This is a genomic window from Streptomyces sp. NPDC014623 (assembly GCF_043088245.1).
Lineage (GTDB): Bacteria > Actinomycetota > Actinomycetes > Streptomycetales > Streptomycetaceae > Streptomyces.
Genome location: NZ_JBIBZU010000020.1, coordinates 90,334 through 105,123, shown reverse-complemented (window position 1 = coordinate 105,123; position 14,790 = coordinate 90,334). Strand labels below are relative to the sequence as shown.

The following is a 14,790-nucleotide window of genomic DNA, read 5'->3' as shown; positions in this document are numbered from 1 at the left end:
AAGGGCAGTCGACATGACTGACAAGTTCGACAAGGTGCCCGGCGGCACATCGGCCGCCGCACCCGTCTCCAAGGCCACCAGCGTCGCACCGGAGACCATCAGAGCCGTTCCCGTCCGGCACTACGGCCGCTGGATCAGCGGCGTGGTCGTCCTCGCTCTGCTCGCCGGCCTGGCGTACGCCTTCTCGCAGGGCGACATCCAGTGGCAGGCGGTCCGGGACAAGCTGTTCGACGACACCGTCCTGGCGGGAGCCGGCCGCACGCTGATGATCAGTGTGCTCGCCATGGTCCTCGGTGTGGCTCTGGGTGTGGTGCTCGCCGTCATGCGGCTCTCCAGGAATCCGGTGACCAGCTGGGTGGCGTGGCTGTACATCTGGTTCTTCCGCGGCACCCCTGTCTACGTGCAGCTGCTGCTCTGGTTCAACCTGGCCCTGATCTTCCCCGTGCTCAACATCCCGTTCATCTACAAGGACGAGATGACCGATGTGATGACCCCGTTCATGTGCGCCCTGCTGGGCCTCGCCCTGAACGAGGCCGCATACATGGCGGAGATCGTCCGGGCGGGCATCCAGTCGGTGGACGAGGGCCAGACCGAGGCCTCGCACGCGCTCGGCATGACCCAGGCGAAGACCATGCGCCGCGTGGTGCTCCCGCAGGCCCTGCGGGTGATCATCCCGCCGACCGGCAACGAGTTCATCAACATGCTGAAGACCTCGTCGCTGGTCTACGCCGTCACCTACAACGAGCTGCTGCGCTCCACGTCGCAGATCGGCTCGACCAGTTACGCGGTGATGGAGATGCTCTTCGTCGCCTCGATCTGGTACATCGTGATGACCAGCGTGTTCAGCGTGGGCCAGTACTACCTGGAGCGCCGGTACGCCCGGGGCAGTCTGCGGAGCCTGCCGCTCACCCCGTTCCAGCGGGCCAGGCTCGCCCTCACCTCCTTCAGCAACCGCCCCTCGGGAGGTGTCTCCGCATGACCGCCATGGTGAAGGCCGAGGGCGTGCACAAGTCCTTCGGCCCCGCGCACATCCTCAAGGGCATCGACCTCGAGGTCGCCCCGCGTGAGGTCTTCTGCCTGATCGGCCCCTCCGGCTCCGGCAAGTCGACGTTCCTGCGGTGCATCAACCACCTGGAGCAGATCAACGCCGGACGGCTGTACGTCGACGGCGACCTCGTCGGCTACCGGCAGAAGGGCGACCGGCTCCACGAGCTCAAGGACAGCGAAGTCGCCCTCCAGCGCCGGGACATCGGCATGGTCTTCCAGCGCTTCAACCTGTTCCCCCACATGACGGCGCTCGAGAACGTCATGGAGGCTCCGGTCCAGGTCAAGGGCGAAGCCAAGGCCGTCGCCCGGGCCCGCGCGGAACGGCTCCTGGACCGGGTCGGCCTGTCCGACAAGGCGAAGAACTACCCGTCCCAGCTCTCCGGCGGACAGCAGCAGCGGGTGGCCATCGCCCGTGCGCTGGCCATGGAACCGAAGCTGATGCTGTTCGACGAGCCCACGTCGGCGCTCGACCCGGAGCTCGTCGGTGACGTCCTGGACGTCATGCGCGGTCTGGCCGAGGACGGCATGACGATGATCGTCGTCACGCACGAGATGGGCTTCGCCCGCGAGGTCGGCGACGCGCTGGTCTTCATGGACGACGGTGTGGTGGTCGAGTCCGGCCACCCGCGCGACGTCCTGACGAACCCCCAGCACGACCGGACGAAGTCCTTCCTGTCGAAGGTGCTGTAACCCGTCGCGCGGTACGAGGAGGGCGGTGCGGACCTGGTCCGCACCGCCCTCCTCGCCGTCCTCCACTACGTCTTCGGCAGCATCTCAGGACGCAGCAGCAGGGCGCCCAGTTCCTTCTGGCCGAGCGGCGGGGCCTTGAGCAGCGGCCCCTGGGAGTGCTCACCGAGATAGCCCGTACTGGACCGCGCGCCCAGTACCGAGCCGTCCTTCAGCACCAGCCTGCCGGCGACCTCACGACCCCATCGGGGAGTACTTCCGTCCCCGTGGTCCATGGAGTCGCTCCACGTCGTCAGGACACCTCCGTCCGGCAGCTCCTCGCGGACACAGTCAGCGAGGGGCGGCTCCTGGCCCCGGGGTGCGCAGAGGTCGCGCTGCCCGGCGCCGCCACCGGGCTTCTCGTCCCCCGTGCCCCGTTCCATGAAGAACAGGACCAGGTAGCCCGTGCCACCGTCCGCACGGACCATGTACTGCCCGTCCAGCGGGCCGGCGTACTTCTCCCCGTCCTGCTGCGGCGTCGCGTTCCTGATGAGCGCGGCCAGCGAGACCTGCTCGATGCTGCCGACGCCGGACGGCAGCAGTGCGGCGAGGCGGTCCGCCTTCCCGCTCCCGTAGGCCGTCGCCACCGGCGCGGAGGCCACCGCGGACCGTGGGGTCCTCACCCCGTCCGCGAGCCCGGGCAGCACGACCACCCCGGTGGCGACGACCGCGAGCGCCGCGGCCGACACCGCGGCGCGGCGCCTGAACCGGACCCTGGCGGCGCGGGCGTACACCGCCTCGATGGAGACCGCGGGATCACCGGCGGGCTCGGCGGCCCGTTCCAGCAGTTCGTGCACGTCGTTCATACGAGTTCCTCCACCGTGTCCGCCGCCATGTCCGCGCGCAACGCCGCCAGCCCCCGAGCCGTGTGGCTCTTGACCGTGTTCTCCCGCATCCCGAGCAGTTCGGCCGTGGCCTCGACGCTCAGGTCCTCCCAGTAGCGCAGCACCAGCACCGCTCGCTGCCGTGCCGTCAGCCTGGCGAGCGCCGCCCGGACCATCAGGCCGGTGTCCGTGTCGGCCTGGCCGCCCGCGTGGTCGGGCAGTTCGCCGTACGGGCGCTCGCGCCGCCAGAAGCGGCGGCGGGCGGCGATATGGGTGTTGACCAGGGTCTTACGTGCGTACGCCTCGATGTTGTCGAGCCGCCCGTGCCGCTTGCCGCCGAGTACGACCTTGACGAGCGTCGTCTGCACCAGGTCCTCGGCCTCGTGCCGGTCGCCGCACAGCAGATAGGCGCTGCGGAACAGCGCCGTCCGTCTCCTCTCCACGAACGCGTGCAGTGCGGCATCGTCGTCGGTCCGTGTCACCTGCGCCCCTCTCCGGGTCCGCGCGTACGGACCGTCTCACCCTTCCAGTGCGCCGGGACGGGCAGCAGGTTGCAGTGGAGGGCGGAACGGGAGGAGGGGCGGCCGTGGCCGCCCCTCCTCCCGTTGCGCACACTCCTCACTTGACCGCGAGCACCATGCTGTCCGACGGCGAGGCCCAGACCGGGCGCGCCTCCGCGAAGCCGGCTTCGCGGAGGGTGCGGGCGTGCCAGTGGACCGACGGCGTGTCACCGTCCGCGTGCTCGCCGTAGATCACGAAGCGCTCGGCGGTGGGCGCCGCGAGCACCGGGTCCTTCGCCGCCGTCGCCCACCACTCGGCCCAGTCCACGGCACCCCCGGCCCGGGCCCGGTCCATGGCCGCGTGCCGGTGGGCGCGCTCGGCGGCGTTGATGCGGGGGGTGTCGGTGTCGATCATGTGGTCCGCGTTCATGAAGACCCCGCCGTCCCTGACCAGCCCGCCGATCTGCCCGTACAGGGCGGCGAGCGGCTCGGTGTGCAGCCAGTGCAGGGCGGTGGCGGTGAGCACCGCGTCGTACGACCGGTACGGGAGCCGCTCCGTCCAGGCGCCGTCCTTCAGGTCGGCGGTCACGAAGGTGACGCGGCCGTCTCCCTCGAAGGTGCCACGCGCGATGGCGAGCAGCGCGGGGTCGAGGTCGACTCCGGTGCTGGTGGCGTTCGGGAACCGCTTGAGGAGCCGGTCGGTGATACTGCCCGTACCGCACGCCAGGTCGAGCACTCTCGGTTCGGGCCCCACGACGGCCTCGACCATGTCCAGCATCACCCGGAACCGCTCCTCGCGGTCCGGCATGTACCACTCCTGCTGCCTGTCCCAGCTCCTCTGCCAGGACTGCCAGTCGGTGCCCGTCACTGTCATTCGAACCTCCACCCGCAGCCGGACTCGTAAGTCCCTTTGAGCGCAACCACCCATTACACTGGTCGCCATGTCGACCATAGACCGACGCCGTAAGGACTACAAGTGGAACTGGCCTATTACTCGGACTACGCCGTGCGTCTGGTCAACACCGAGGAGCCGGCCCGCAGCAAGGACTCCCTCACCACGGTCGAGTCCATCCGTGAACTGTTCGGCGCCAACGCCCAGGCCGCCCGCCGCGCGACCGAGGCGGACGTGACCCGTTTCCGGTCCGTGCGCGCCCGGTTGCGCGCGGTCTTCGAGGCGGCCGACAGCGGCGACGAGACCCTCGCGGTCGACCTGCTCAACTCACTGCTGCTGGAGTTCCCCGTGAGCCCGCAGATCTCCGGCCATGACGTACGGGACGAGGACGGCAGACCGGACTGGCACATGCATCTCGCCGATCACCCGTCGAACGCGACGGCGGGTTTCGCCGCGATCGCGGCGATGGGCCTCGCCTTCCACCTCACCTCGCACGGCGTGGAGCGCCTCGGCCTCTGCGAGGCCGCGCCATGCCGCAACGCCTACCTCGACACCTCGACCAACCGCTCGCGGCGCTACTGCTCGGACCGCTGCGCGACCCGGGCCAACGTGGCTGCCTACCGCGCCCGCAAGCGGCTGGAGGCGGAGGGCTCCGGCGGGACGCGGCGCACCGCGGACACCGCCCAGCCCAGCAGCCCGGGCACCGACCGCTGATCCTTGCGCGGCGGCCGGCAGCGGAGCCGCACCCGGGCCAGCACGAGCTCCTCGGGCACCGCCCCGTAGTCCGTGCTGTCCCCGCCGGCGTACGGGTTGTCACCCAGCACCCACCAGCCGCCGCCGCGTCGCTCGACGGCCCGTTTGACGACCAGCAGGTCCTGCTGGAACGGATGACGCAGGATCACCACGTCCCCCGGGCGCACCGGCGCCCCGCGCTGCACGAGCAGCCAGTCCCCGTGGTGGAGCGTGGGCACCATCGACGGCCCTGTCACCTCCACCACCTGGAACGCCTTACGCGCCGCCGGCCCGCTCCACGGCTCCTGTGCCGGTTCCGGCATCTGTGGCACCTCCCCGTCCTCCGGCGCACCGCTGCGTGTTTCGGCCGCCGGTCCCGTCCTCACCCCGGACTTTTGGCCTAAGCCCCAGGGGGCAGCCGCAAAAAGCGGCTTCCCACGGAGTAATGTCCCACCTGAGAAGACGATCACGAGGAAGGACAGCTCCATGCTTTCCCGCCTGTTTGCCCCCAAGGTGAAGGTCAGCGCCCACTGCGACCTGCCCTGCGGTGTCTACGACCCGGCCCAGGCCCGCATCGAGGCGGAGTCCGTCAAGGCCGTCCAGGAGAAGTACCAGGCCAACGAGGACGCGGACTTCCGCACGCGCGCCGTTCTGATCAAGGAACAGCGCGCCGAGCTCGCGAAGCACCACGTCTCGGTGCTCTGGAGCGACTACTTCAAGCCCCCGCACTTCGAGAAGTACCCGGAGCTGCACCAGCTGGTCAACGACACCCTGAAGGCGCTCTCCGCGGCCAAGGGCTCGAACGACCCGGCCACCGGTCAGAAGGCTCTGGACCTGATCGCCCAGATCGACAAGATCTTCTGGGAGACCAAGAAGGCCTGATCTACGGTTAGGTGGTCTGACCTGCGGTTTCGCCGGTCGGATCGCCTGTCTGTCCGCACCCGTCCCGCAGGCCGCCGTTCACGGCGTCCCTGACGGGCCGGGTGCGGTCCTGTCTGCCGCCGTGCCTGCGGCCCCGAGCAGCTGTGCCCTTCGCCGTCGAACCCCTCCCACCAGCGGCCCGCGGGCGGCACACCGTGGGAGGGTGCGCCGGAGCCGGCGAAAACCACCCCGGCCGGCCCCGGATCCGCTCGGCCGTCCGGCCCACCAAGACGCCGGGACACCGCTCCCGACGAGGACGGCGTCACCCGGGCCGCGGCGGGCCGCCTCGTGGAGGGTGACCGCCGGGGTCAGGATCCGGGGAGCAGATGCCGGTAGCTGTCCGGGTTCTCCCGGAGGTAGGCGGCCAGGTTCTGGGCCGGGCGTCCCGTGAGGGTGGGGACGGCGTCCGAGACGGCGCCCAGCTCGCCGGCCGCGATCGCCTCGTACGAGGTGACCCAGCCGGCCACTTCCCAGTCCTCGGCGCCGTAGTGGGCGCGGGAGGCGTAGGCCTCCTCCCTGGTCTCGGGCACGTACCGGATCGCGCGGCCGGTGCACCGGCTCAGCTCGTCGGCCGCCTCGGCCAGGGTGAACGCCTCGGGTCCCGTGAGGTCGTACGTGACGCCGTCGTGGCCGGTCCCCTCGTCCAGCAGGACGGCTGACGCCGAGTCCGCGATGTCCTTGTGGGAGACGGCCGAGACCCGCCCCTCGCCGCCGGGACCGCGCAGGATGCCGTCGGCTCCCGTCATCGCGGGAACGGCAGCGAGGTACCAGCCGTCCCGGAGGAAGGTGTGGCGCACGCCGGTCATCCGGATGTGCGCCTCGGTGTGCCAGTGGTCGCGCGCGAACGTGAAGGTCGCGTCGGGCGCCGCTCCGAGGAACGACACGTACACGATGCGTTCGACGCCCGCGGCGAGGGCCGCGTCCACCGCCGTGGTGTGCTCCAGGACCCGGTCCGGGCTCTCGTGCGCCGAGACGAGGAACAGGGTGTGGGCGCCGTGGAGCGCACGGCGCATGGCCTCACCGTCGCCGTACGGCGCGGGAGGCGCGACGGCCGTTCCGGGCAGCCGGGGCAGCCGGGAGGGTTCCCTTCCGAGGAGACGGACGGGGACGCCGGTCCGGGCGAGCCGTGCGGCCACCCGGCCGCCGACCGCCCCGCTCGCGCCGGTCACCGCCACGGGAGGACTGATCACCGCGCCTCGCCCTCCTCCGGCACCCTGTGCCCGGCCCACGGGCGCACCTCCACCACCGCGCTCACCGGCAGCGGTCCGTAGAGGTGCGGGAACTCCTCGCCGCCGGGCTCCACGGCCTCGTACCGGACGGACGCCGTGAGCCGGCCGGTGTCGATGACCAGGACCACCAGGCCCTCCCCCCGGGACCCGTACAACGCCCGGGCCACAGCGGGGAGCTGATGGGGCAGCGAGCAGTGGATGAAGCCCTCCTCCCGCAGGGTGCGGCCCCGGGTGGACATCTCGTACGTCCCCGCTGTGCGGGCGGCCTCCCACAGGGGTTCTTCCGTGAGGTGCAGCAGTTGTCGGTCCATCAGGCCACGCTAAGGGCTGCCGGGCGCCGCGAGGAGCTTCGCCCCGGTCCGCGCGTCGGGCCCGAGCGCCGGCCGGCCCGGCCGTTGCGGGGCCGTGCCTCCCCGCTCGCACAGCCGGGCCCATGTGCCGGCGACGGGTGCGCACCGCAGGCCGGCGGCGTGCGCCCCGGCGGCATCACCCTGGCGCAGGGTGTCGTGGAACTCTCCTGCGGGCAGCGGCAGGCCCTGACTGCCCGCAGGACGGGGAACTGCCCGGTTCAGCACGTGTACACGAGGGGGCTGCGGTGGCGCAGCAGCCACCGGTGGTACTCCTCGGCACGTCGGGCGGCGTCACGGTAGGCCGCTTCCAGTTCCTCGTACACGGCGTCCGTGTCCGCGCCCGGTCGCGAGACCAGCAGCAGCCGCACCGCCAGCGGGTCCCCGCGCAGGGGGCGGATCGCCATGTCCTCGCGCGGTCCGGAGGTCGGCTGGCAGGGGGCGACCGCCTCGCCGAGCGCCACGAGGGACGCCGCCGTGAGGTAGTCGCCGTGCAGGACGGGCGGATCGAGGCCGGCGGCGCCGAGTACCCTGCGGACCCCGTCCCACTCACCGTCCACCGAGGGGTCGACCATCCACCGGTCGTCCGCCAGGTCGTCGAGGTCGACGACCGGCTGTCCGGCCGCCGGATGGTCCCGGGCCAGGGAGATGAACTGCGGCTCGCGCTCCAGGAGTACGCGCTGGTCCAGTCCCTCCGGTACGGCGAGCGGGCAGCCCTCCACCTCGTGCACGAAGGCGACGTCGAGCCGCCCGGCCGCCACCGCGCCGAGCAGGGCCCGGGCGGACACGTCCACCCTGAGCGAGATGTCGGTACCCGGCAGCCTCACCCGCAGTCCGCGCAGCCACCCTCCGATGACCCTGCTCGCCGTGGATCCGATCCGCAGGCCGGGGCCGTCGGCCCGGGCCGCCCCCGCCTCCGCCATCGCGGCACCGACGAGGGCGGACATGCCGTCCACCAGTGGACGGGCGCGGCTGAGGAGGGCACGCCCCAGGAGGGTCGGCCGGCAACCCGTCCTCCCCCGGCGGAACAGCTCCGCTCCCATGCTCTTCTCGATGCGCTGAAGCTGGGTGGTCAAGGAGGGCTGGCTGAAGCCCAGCCGCCGTGCCGCCTGGTGCAGGCTGCCCGTGTCGTCGATGGCGCAGAGCGCCTTGAGGTGTCTCACCTCGAGCTCCATGAGGGTGAGGGTAGGGCTGTCCGCACATCGAGCACCAGATGTCCCAACCCCCTCTAAACGGGCCGATCCGGGGGGTGTCGGGGCGACCTGGCACGTGCTGATTCTGTGTGCTTGCCGTCCGGGCGATAGGCCGGCGCTATCGCTGGTTGACATCATCCGCCGCGGGGCGGCCTGCCCCGACACTCTCTCCGTACCCCCCACCCGTTCCCCGTCCGGCCTCCGGACGGGGTTCATCGGACAGGCAGGAGACACCCCCCATGCGACACCCCAGGACAGCCGTGTCGGCCGTGGCAGGCCTCGGACTCGCCCTCGCGTTGGGCACCGCCCCCGCGGTCGCCGCCGCCCCCTCCCCCGTGCCCGCGGCGCAGGCCGGTTACTCCGCGTACGCCGGTTCGAGTGAGAACGCCGCGTCGAACAGCGCCTTCTTCGACGCCGTCATGGAGTCGGTCGCCGAGAAGCGGGCCGCGAACCCCGGCGCCCAGGCGGTCACCGTGGTCTACAACGCCACCGGCGCCCCGAGTTTCCGCGGCCAGATAGCGAGCAGCGCCAGCATCTGGAACAGCTCCGTCAGCAACGTCAAGCTGCAGGAGGGGTCGGACGCCGACTTCGACTACCGCGAGGGCAACGACTCGCGGGGCTCGTACGCGAGCACGGACGGGCACGGGAGCGGCTACATCTTCCTCGACTACGCCCAGAACCAGCAGTACGACTCCACCCGGGTCACCACCCACGAGACCGGGCACGTACTGGGGCTTCCGGACAACTACACCGGGCCGTGCAGCGAGCTCATGTCCGGTGGCGGCCCCGGTCCCTCCTGCACGAACGCCTATCCCGACCCGGCCGAGCGCTCGCGGGTGAACAGCCTCTGGCAGAACGGGCTCGCGGCCGCCCTGGCCCGCACCGCGTCCTGACACCACGGCGCCACCGGGGCCGTTCCGTTCGGAGCGGAGCGGCCCCACGGGACGGCGGCCGGACGGCGGGCGGGCGGGCTCCAGCGAGGACACGAGGATCTCCGGGACGCGCCACCGGGCCGGCGCGACAGCACCCCGCCCGTACGCGGAGCCCGTACACGCCTCAGGCCGGTGCCGTACGCGCCTCAGGCCAGTTCGAGCGGGAAGGCGCCCCGGTGGCCCGTACCGGCCCCGTGTGCCGGGCGCGGTTCGAACTCCCGGCAGCTCCATATCTCCTGGACGAATCCGGTACGCCGGTCCCAGAGGCCTGCGACGTCGTCCCCGCCCACCACGTCGCGGTAGGCGTCCTTCGCGCCGCGGAAGCACGCGAGCCCGCCGGACAGACCGCGAGCCGGGGCCGGGAAGTAGTCGGAGAACGCGCAGGCTATGCACGTCTGCAGGTGCAGGCCCGGCGGCAGGGCCCGCTGGACCGTGGCCAGCGCGGCGGCGAAGTCACCCTCGGCGCGGTTCGATTCGTACACCGCCCCGTCCAGATGGAGGGCGAGATACAGATCCGGGTCCGCCCTGCGCAGGGACAGCAGGCAGCTGAGCGTGGCCTGGCGGACCGTTCCGGACACGAGGACCGGCAGCGGGAGGTCCCACTCCAGGACACAGTCGTCGAGTACCCCGTCCGCCAGGTCGAACAGCCCTTCCGGGGCCGGCGTACCCGGCGCGGGGCCCAGACCGTCGAAGCTCCCGCCCTCGAAATCCGTCCCCCGGATGCGGATACGGAGCTGCTGCCCGTCCGTGGTGAGAATGACGGCCTCGGAACCACGACGGTCCCGGTACCAGCCTGCCCACGACTCATCTGTCATGAGCAGGGACTGTAGCCCGTGCCCCCGGGCCTGCCCCGTGGCACCCTCCCCTTCCGTGTTCCCGGTGGCCGGGCCCCCTCATCCGCCCTGCGGCTCACGCCACATGGGCCACATCGGCGGACCGTGCGGGAGATCGACGGTCCGGCCCGTGAAGGAGAAGCCGAGCCGTTCGTAGAGACCGCGGCTGCGCGCGCTGCTCGCCTCCGGGTAGGCGGGAGTCCCCTCCCGGTCGCATCACTCCATGACCCCCCGTATCAGTGCCTCACCGATGCCCTCCCCCTGGTGTTTCGGGGAGACACCGATCATCAGGAGGTACTCGTGCGCGCGGTCGTGGGGGTGGACGGCTCCGGTCAGTCTCCCCACCGGCTCGGCCCGTTCGCTGCCGGGATCCGCGGTCTCCCGCATGAGCGCGGGGGCGCCGTCCTCCTCCGGTGCGCCCGCCGGTACGGACAGCCACGGGGCCGTCGCCGTACCGTCCTCCAGCAGGTCGATCCTGCCTCCCTCCAGTGTGATGTCGGCGAAGACGCCGAGGAACTTCCCGTGCACCGCGCGCCGGTGCTCCTCCTCGGGAAAGACTCCAGCTGCTCACCGGATCGTCATGGAACGCCCCTTCCAGGATTCGTACGGCCTGGTCCCTGTCCCGCTGGTCCGCCTGCCGTACGCGTACACCCATGACCGGTCCCCCTTCACGATCACCTCAACTACCTGACAAAATCCTAGAGTTGAGGACACGAACCGTTCAGGGTGACCCGGCTCAGCGGGTCCTGCGGGTGACGAATTCGGCCAGGGCCAGCAGGTCTCCGGCTCCGTCCGGCGCGGGCACCGCACGTGACAGGTGGTGTACGGCCCGCGCCATCCGGTCCGCCGCGGCGGCCTGGGCCCAGTCGCGGCCGCCGGCCCGGTCGACCGCGTCGGCGGCCCTCCTCACCTCCCCCGGGGTGTTCATGAGGCCGCGGTAGAGCACGGCGAGCTCGGCAGCGGCCGGGGTGCCCGAGGTGAGCGCCGCGACCACCGGCAGGGACTTCTTGTGGGCGGCCAGGTCCGCCCCGACCGGTTTGCCCGTGCGGGCGGTGTCCCCCCAGATGCCGATCAGATCGTCGATGAGCTGGAAGGCGAGACCGGCTTCCCGGCCGAAACCGTCCATGGCGCGGACCGCCTGTTCCCCCGCTCCGGCGTAGAGCGCGCCCAGGGCGCAGGCGCAGCCGAGCAGGGCGCCGGTCTTGGCCATGGCCATGGCCAGGCATTCGTCCAGCATGACGTCGTCGGGGCCGCGCTCCTCCAGGGCGCAGTCGGCCTGCTGCCCCGCGCAGAGCTCGATGACGCAGGTGGAGAGCCGCACCGCTGCCGGCGTGGCCCCCGGGTGCGGGTCGTCCGCCAGCAGCCGCAGGGCGAGGGAGAGCATGGCGTCACCCGTGATGACGGCGTCCGGCACGCCGAACACCGCCCAGGCCGTGGGGCGGTGCCGCCTGGTGGTGTCCTCGTCGATGACATCGTCGTGCAGCAGGGTGAAGTTGTGCGCGAGTTCGACGGCGACTGCCGCCCGCATCGCCTCGTCCGGATCCCCTCCCAGCGCACGGGCGGCGGCCAGGACGAGCGCCGGCCTGATGGCCTTGCCCGCCTGCCCGGAGGCGGGCGTCCCGTCGGCGTTCTGCCAGCCGAAGTGGTACATGGCGACGCGGCGGATCGCCCCCGGCAGTGTTCCGACGGCCGCGCGGAGATGCGGGTCTACGGCGTTACGGGTGTGCTCCAGGAGCGCGGTGGCCTTGTGCCCCTCCATCGCGGCATCCGTACTGGTCATGGTCACGGTCACTCCTTCCGGGCGCCACGAGGCACCTTGGTCCCGGCCTCGGCCTGCCGGGGGCCCGGGCGGGTCACCGCCCGGGCCCCCGGGAGCGTCACCGCCAGCGGCTCACCTCGACGTTCTCCAGGACGCCGAGGGCGTCCGGCACCAGGACCGCTGCGGAGTAGTACGCCGTGACGAGGTACGAGATGATCGCCTGCTCGTCGATGCCCATGAAGCGCACCGAGAGGCTCGGCTCGATCTCGTCCGGGATGCCGCTCTGCTGGAGCCCGATGACGCCCTGGTCCGCCTCACCGGTCCTCATGCAGATGATCGAGGTGGTGCGGGCGTCACTGACCGGGATCTTGTTGCACGGGAAGATCGGCACTCCTCGCCAGGCGGGCACGTGGTGGCCTCCGACCTCCACGCTCTCCGGCACCAAGCCGCGCCTGTTGCACTCGCGGCCGAACGCGGCGATGGCCCGTGGGTGGGCGAGGAAGAGCTTCGACCCTCGCCGGCGTGACAGCAGTTCGTCCATGTCGTCGGGGCCGGGCGCCCCGTCGTGGGGCTGGAGCCGCTGTCCGTAGTCGCAGTTGTTGAGCAGGCCGAACTCCCGGTTGTTGACGAGTTCGTGTTCCTGCCGCTCCCGCAGCGCCTCGACCGTGAGCCGCAACTGCTGCTCGGTCTGGTTCATCGGCTGGTTGTAGAGGTCTGCCACCCTGCTGTGGACCTTCAGCACGGTCTGGGCGACGCTCAGTTCGTATTCACGGGGTGCCGACTCGTAGTCGACGAAGGTGTGCGGGACGACGCTCTCCCCCACGTGTCCCGCCGACAGGTCGATCTCCGCCTCGCCGTAGCGGTTGGTCCGCTGGTGCGGGATGGCGAGCAGGCCGGCGAGGTGGTCACGGAGGGAGTCCGCGCGGGCCGCGAGGTTGAGCACATCCGACCGGCGCAGGGTCAGCAGCGTGCAGGCCGTCACCGCCCGGGCCGTGTACTCCCAGGTCGCATCGCCGTCGACCAGGACGTGGTCGCCGAAGTAGGCGCCGTCGGCGAGGACTCCGAGCACCGTCTCGTCGCCGTACGGCCCGGTCCCGATCTTCTCGACCTTGCCGTGGGCCAGCAGATGGACACGGTCCGCCGCCTCGCCCGAGGCGGCGAGCACTTCGCCGGCCGCCACGTCGCGCTGTTCGCACCTGCGCGCCAGCTCGGCCAGTACCTCCTCGTCACCGAAGTCGCGCAGGGCCGGGATCTCGCCGAGCTCTGCGGGGATGACCGTGACCCGGTCGCCCGTCTGGACGAAGGTCACCCGGCCGTCTCCGACCGAATAGCTCAGCCGGCGGTTCACCCTGTACGTGCCGCCCTGCACCTGCACCCACGGCAGCATGCGCAGCAGCCACCGCGAGCTGATCTCCTGCATCTGCGGGGCGGACTTGGTCGTCGTCGCGAGGTTCCGCGCAGCCGCTGTGCCGAGACTCTGCTGCGGCGGCTGCGTGTCGCGGACCTCTTCACCAACGGACATCCGGCATCCTCTCGATCTTGGGCTGGCCTGCGAGAGGAAGACTTGCAGCCGGAGAACACGATGCGCTATTACACAAAAGAGTGTGACTATTCGGCCCCGGGCGGGGCACATCACCCGCACTCGGACGTTCGCAACCGGCCCGGGCGCACCCGGGGCAGGGGCGGCGGGAGGGCCGGAACCGGGCCGCCGGACCTAGGACTTCAGCCGTTCGGTGCCTGGTTCCTGCGCCCGTTACGGCGGCGTGGACGGCCGCCTAGCGTTCTCGCCATGGATACGACAGGAACTCTCGACGAGGCGCTCCAGCGGCTGCACATCTCGGGTCCCGAACGGTTCGGACGGCTCTCCAACCACGCGCCGATGGCCGTCGAGGCCCTCGCCGCCAACGGGCAGGCGTCAGCCGTGCACCGCTGGCTCGACCTGTACGCCCCCAGACTCGAGGACTTCCCGACCGGTGTCGAGCCGGTCACGGACGCCGACTGGGCCTGCGCCCTGGGCGACCCGCGCCGCGCCGCCGACTGGATCGGCTATTTCGGCCATGAGCTGGCCGGGCGGCCCTGGCGCGACGTGCTCGCCCGGTGGTGGCCCCGTCTTCTGCCGGGGATGTACGGCGGAGCGGCGCATCCGGTGATCCGGGTGGGTCACGCCGTGCGCACGCTCCTGGCGGGCGAGAGCACCGGGCCGCGACTGACCGAACTCGCCCACGGCCTCGGTTACTGGGCGGCCCGTCACCGCCCCGTCACGGGTGCCGCCCCCGTGCCGGGCGCCGGCAGCGCCGCGGCGGCTCTCGACGCCGTGCCGCCCCTCGCCGAGCGCGAGGGCGGCTTCCCCGACCGGCTCGGACGCCTCAGGAGCCTGCCGGTGTGGGCGGCCACCGTCTCGGAACCGGCCGAGGCGCACCGCCGGCTCACCGAACTGGTCCGGGCGGCCACCCACCGGTACGCCACCCACGGCCACGGCGAGGCGACGATGCTGGTGCACGCGGCCACGGCTCCCAACGCCGTCCTGCGCGTCCTGCCCGCACTCCCGCACACCCTGTGGGTTCCCAGCCTCCAGGCCGCCTGGACCGCCTCCGCCGCCGTGACCGCCCTGTACGCACCGGACGCACCGGTGGCCTACGTCCCGCCGGGCACGGTCACGCGCGAGGAGGTCTTCGCACAGGCTCTGGCACACGGCGACGAACACGTCATCAAACTGACCGACACCGCCCTCGACGTAGGCGACGAGCAGGCGCTCGCGGCGGCTCTGCGCGCCGTGCAGCTCAGTGAACCGCTGCGGTAGGCCGCCCGCCGGAGCCCTCGGCGGACCGGCGGCGCTCCCGGCACGACGACCTTGC

General features: G+C 71.7%; 16 protein-coding genes and 1 pseudogene. 6 read left to right on the top strand and 11 right to left on the bottom strand.

From position 1 onward, the window contains the following. Window positions 1-13 precede the first annotated feature (13 nt). Together ACF1FZ_RS27745 and ACF1FZ_RS27740 are read left to right on the top strand one after the other, a co-directional pair. A complete protein-coding gene (locus tag ACF1FZ_RS27745) occupies window positions 14-979 on the top strand; it encodes an amino acid ABC transporter permease (RefSeq protein WP_391776115.1) in 966 nt (321 codons plus the stop codon). Continuing rightward, window positions 976-1,737: an amino acid ABC transporter ATP-binding protein gene (locus ACF1FZ_RS27740; RefSeq protein ID WP_391776114.1), complete on the top strand. Its 762-nt coding sequence runs from the start codon at window positions 976-978 to the stop codon at window positions 1,735-1,737. Before ACF1FZ_RS27745 ends, ACF1FZ_RS27740 begins: the two co-directional genes overlap by 4 nt. Before the next feature lie 65 nt (window positions 1,738-1,802). Here the strand turns inward: ACF1FZ_RS27740 and ACF1FZ_RS27735 are convergent, their stop codons facing one another. The 3 genes from ACF1FZ_RS27735 to ACF1FZ_RS27725 all read right to left on the bottom strand — a co-directional run bounded on the left by ACF1FZ_RS27735 (window position 1,803) and on the right by ACF1FZ_RS27725 (window position 3,971). Continuing rightward, complete coding sequence (locus ACF1FZ_RS27735; RefSeq protein WP_391776113.1) at window positions 1,803-2,579, bottom strand: hypothetical protein; 777 nt, start codon at window positions 2,577-2,579, stop codon at window positions 1,803-1,805. Then, window positions 2,576-3,079 carry a SigE family RNA polymerase sigma factor gene (locus ACF1FZ_RS27730; RefSeq protein WP_391776112.1) on the bottom strand — a complete coding sequence of 168 codons (504 nt, stop codon included), beginning with the start codon at window positions 3,077-3,079 and terminating at the stop codon, window positions 2,576-2,578. The genes ACF1FZ_RS27735 and ACF1FZ_RS27730 overlap by 4 nt, the downstream gene beginning before the upstream one ends. A 136-nt stretch (window positions 3,080-3,215) precedes the next feature. Further along, window positions 3,216-3,971, bottom strand: coding sequence for a class I SAM-dependent methyltransferase (locus ACF1FZ_RS27725; protein WP_391776111.1), 756 nt, complete (start codon window positions 3,969-3,971; stop codon window positions 3,216-3,218). Window positions 3,972-4,073: 102 nt separating this feature from the next. Between ACF1FZ_RS27725 and ACF1FZ_RS27720 the strand changes: the two genes are divergently transcribed. After that, a complete protein-coding gene (locus tag ACF1FZ_RS27720; protein ID WP_391776110.1) occupies window positions 4,074-4,703 on the top strand; it encodes a CGNR zinc finger domain-containing protein in 630 nt (209 codons plus the stop codon). Here ACF1FZ_RS27720 and sodX read toward each other — a convergent pair. Further along, complete coding sequence (gene sodX, locus ACF1FZ_RS27715; RefSeq protein WP_391776109.1) at window positions 4,607-5,044, bottom strand: nickel-type superoxide dismutase maturation protease; 438 nt, start codon at window positions 5,042-5,044, stop codon at window positions 4,607-4,609. The genes ACF1FZ_RS27720 and sodX overlap by 97 nt on opposite strands. A 163-nt stretch (window positions 5,045-5,207) precedes the next feature. On the opposite strand from sodX, the gene sodN reads away from it, so the two are divergent. Then, window positions 5,208-5,603 (top strand): superoxide dismutase, Ni, encoded by a 396-nt coding sequence (gene sodN / locus ACF1FZ_RS27710; RefSeq protein WP_033298259.1) that lies wholly within the window; start codon window positions 5,208-5,210, stop codon window positions 5,601-5,603. Between the two features lie 347 nt (window positions 5,604-5,950). Here sodN and ACF1FZ_RS27705 read toward each other — a convergent pair whose 3' ends face one another. The 3 genes from ACF1FZ_RS27705 to ACF1FZ_RS27695 all read right to left on the bottom strand — a co-directional run bounded on the left by ACF1FZ_RS27705 (window position 5,951) and on the right by ACF1FZ_RS27695 (window position 8,393). Further along, window positions 5,951-6,832, bottom strand: a complete 882-nt coding sequence (locus tag ACF1FZ_RS27705) for an SDR family oxidoreductase (RefSeq protein ID WP_391776108.1) — start codon at window positions 6,830-6,832, stop codon at window positions 5,951-5,953. Next, window positions 6,829-7,182 carry a DUF952 domain-containing protein gene (locus ACF1FZ_RS27700; protein WP_391776107.1) on the bottom strand — a complete coding sequence of 118 codons (354 nt, stop codon included), beginning with the start codon at window positions 7,180-7,182 and terminating at the stop codon, window positions 6,829-6,831. The genes ACF1FZ_RS27705 and ACF1FZ_RS27700 overlap by 4 nt, the downstream gene beginning before the upstream one ends. A 257-nt stretch (window positions 7,183-7,439) precedes the next feature. Next, the gene (locus tag ACF1FZ_RS27695; RefSeq protein ID WP_391776106.1) at window positions 7,440-8,393 is read right to left on the bottom strand and encodes a LysR family transcriptional regulator; all 954 of its coding nucleotides are present in this window, start codon (window positions 8,391-8,393) and stop codon (window positions 7,440-7,442) included. A gap of 257 nt (window positions 8,394-8,650) precedes the next feature. Here ACF1FZ_RS27695 and snpA point away from each other — a divergent pair, with 257 nt between their 5' ends. Then, window positions 8,651-9,304 (top strand): snapalysin, encoded by a 654-nt coding sequence (gene snpA / locus ACF1FZ_RS27690; RefSeq protein ID WP_391776105.1) that lies wholly within the window; start codon window positions 8,651-8,653, stop codon window positions 9,302-9,304. A gap of 185 nt (window positions 9,305-9,489) precedes the next feature. Here snpA and ACF1FZ_RS27685 read toward each other — a convergent pair whose 3' ends face one another. From ACF1FZ_RS27685 to ACF1FZ_RS27670, 4 genes and pseudogenes are all read right to left on the bottom strand, one after another. After that, window positions 9,490-10,158: a DUF6304 family protein gene (locus tag ACF1FZ_RS27685; protein WP_391776104.1), complete on the bottom strand. Its 669-nt coding sequence runs from the start codon at window positions 10,156-10,158 to the stop codon at window positions 9,490-9,492. 78 nt (window positions 10,159-10,236) lie between these two features. Further along, window positions 10,237-10,774, bottom strand: a pseudogene (locus ACF1FZ_RS27680) (GNAT family N-acetyltransferase). Between the two features lie 138 nt (window positions 10,775-10,912). Next, entirely contained in the window at window positions 10,913-11,956 is a 1,044-nt protein-coding gene (locus ACF1FZ_RS27675; RefSeq protein WP_391776103.1) for a family 2 encapsulin nanocompartment cargo protein polyprenyl transferase, read from the bottom strand. Window positions 11,957-12,053: 97 nt separating this feature from the next. Continuing rightward, on the bottom strand, window positions 12,054-13,457 hold the full coding sequence (locus ACF1FZ_RS27670; RefSeq protein ID WP_391776102.1) for a family 2B encapsulin nanocompartment shell protein: 1,404 nt from the start codon (window positions 13,455-13,457) through the stop codon (window positions 12,054-12,056). Between the two features lie 267 nt (window positions 13,458-13,724). Between ACF1FZ_RS27670 and ACF1FZ_RS27665 the strand changes: the two genes are divergently transcribed. After that, window positions 13,725-14,735, top strand: a complete 1,011-nt coding sequence (locus tag ACF1FZ_RS27665) for a questin oxidase family protein (protein WP_391776101.1) — start codon at window positions 13,725-13,727, stop codon at window positions 14,733-14,735. Window positions 14,736-14,790 lie beyond the last annotated feature (55 nt).

Coding starts and splice junctions, on each gene's coding strand:
- ACF1FZ_RS27745 (WP_391776115.1), top strand. CDS start 14: ATGACTGACAAGTTCGACAAGGTGCCCGGCGGCACATCGGCCGCCGCA.
- ACF1FZ_RS27740 (WP_391776114.1), top strand. CDS start 976: ATGACCGCCATGGTGAAGGCCGAGGGCGTGCACAAGTCCTTCGGCCCC.
- ACF1FZ_RS27735 (WP_391776113.1), bottom strand. CDS start 2,579: ATGAACGACGTGCACGAACTGCTGGAACGGGCCGCCGAGCCCGCCGGT.
- ACF1FZ_RS27725 (WP_391776111.1), bottom strand. CDS start 3,971: ATGACAGTGACGGGCACCGACTGGCAGTCCTGGCAGAGGAGCTGGGAC.
- sodX (WP_391776109.1), bottom strand. CDS start 5,044: ATGCCGGAACCGGCACAGGAGCCGTGGAGCGGGCCGGCGGCGCGTAAG.
- sodN (WP_033298259.1), top strand. CDS start 5,208: ATGCTTTCCCGCCTGTTTGCCCCCAAGGTGAAGGTCAGCGCCCACTGC.
- ACF1FZ_RS27700 (WP_391776107.1), bottom strand. CDS start 7,182: ATGGACCGACAACTGCTGCACCTCACGGAAGAACCCCTGTGGGAGGCC.
- ACF1FZ_RS27695 (WP_391776106.1), bottom strand. CDS start 8,393: ATGGAGCTCGAGGTGAGACACCTCAAGGCGCTCTGCGCCATCGACGAC.
- snpA (WP_391776105.1), top strand. CDS start 8,651: ATGCGACACCCCAGGACAGCCGTGTCGGCCGTGGCAGGCCTCGGACTC.
- ACF1FZ_RS27685 (WP_391776104.1), bottom strand. CDS start 10,158: ATGACAGATGAGTCGTGGGCAGGCTGGTACCGGGACCGTCGTGGTTCC.
- ACF1FZ_RS27675 (WP_391776103.1), bottom strand. CDS start 11,956: ATGACCAGTACGGATGCCGCGATGGAGGGGCACAAGGCCACCGCGCTC.
- ACF1FZ_RS27670 (WP_391776102.1), bottom strand. CDS start 13,457: ATGTCCGTTGGTGAAGAGGTCCGCGACACGCAGCCGCCGCAGCAGAGT.
- ACF1FZ_RS27665 (WP_391776101.1), top strand. CDS start 13,725: ATGGATACGACAGGAACTCTCGACGAGGCGCTCCAGCGGCTGCACATC.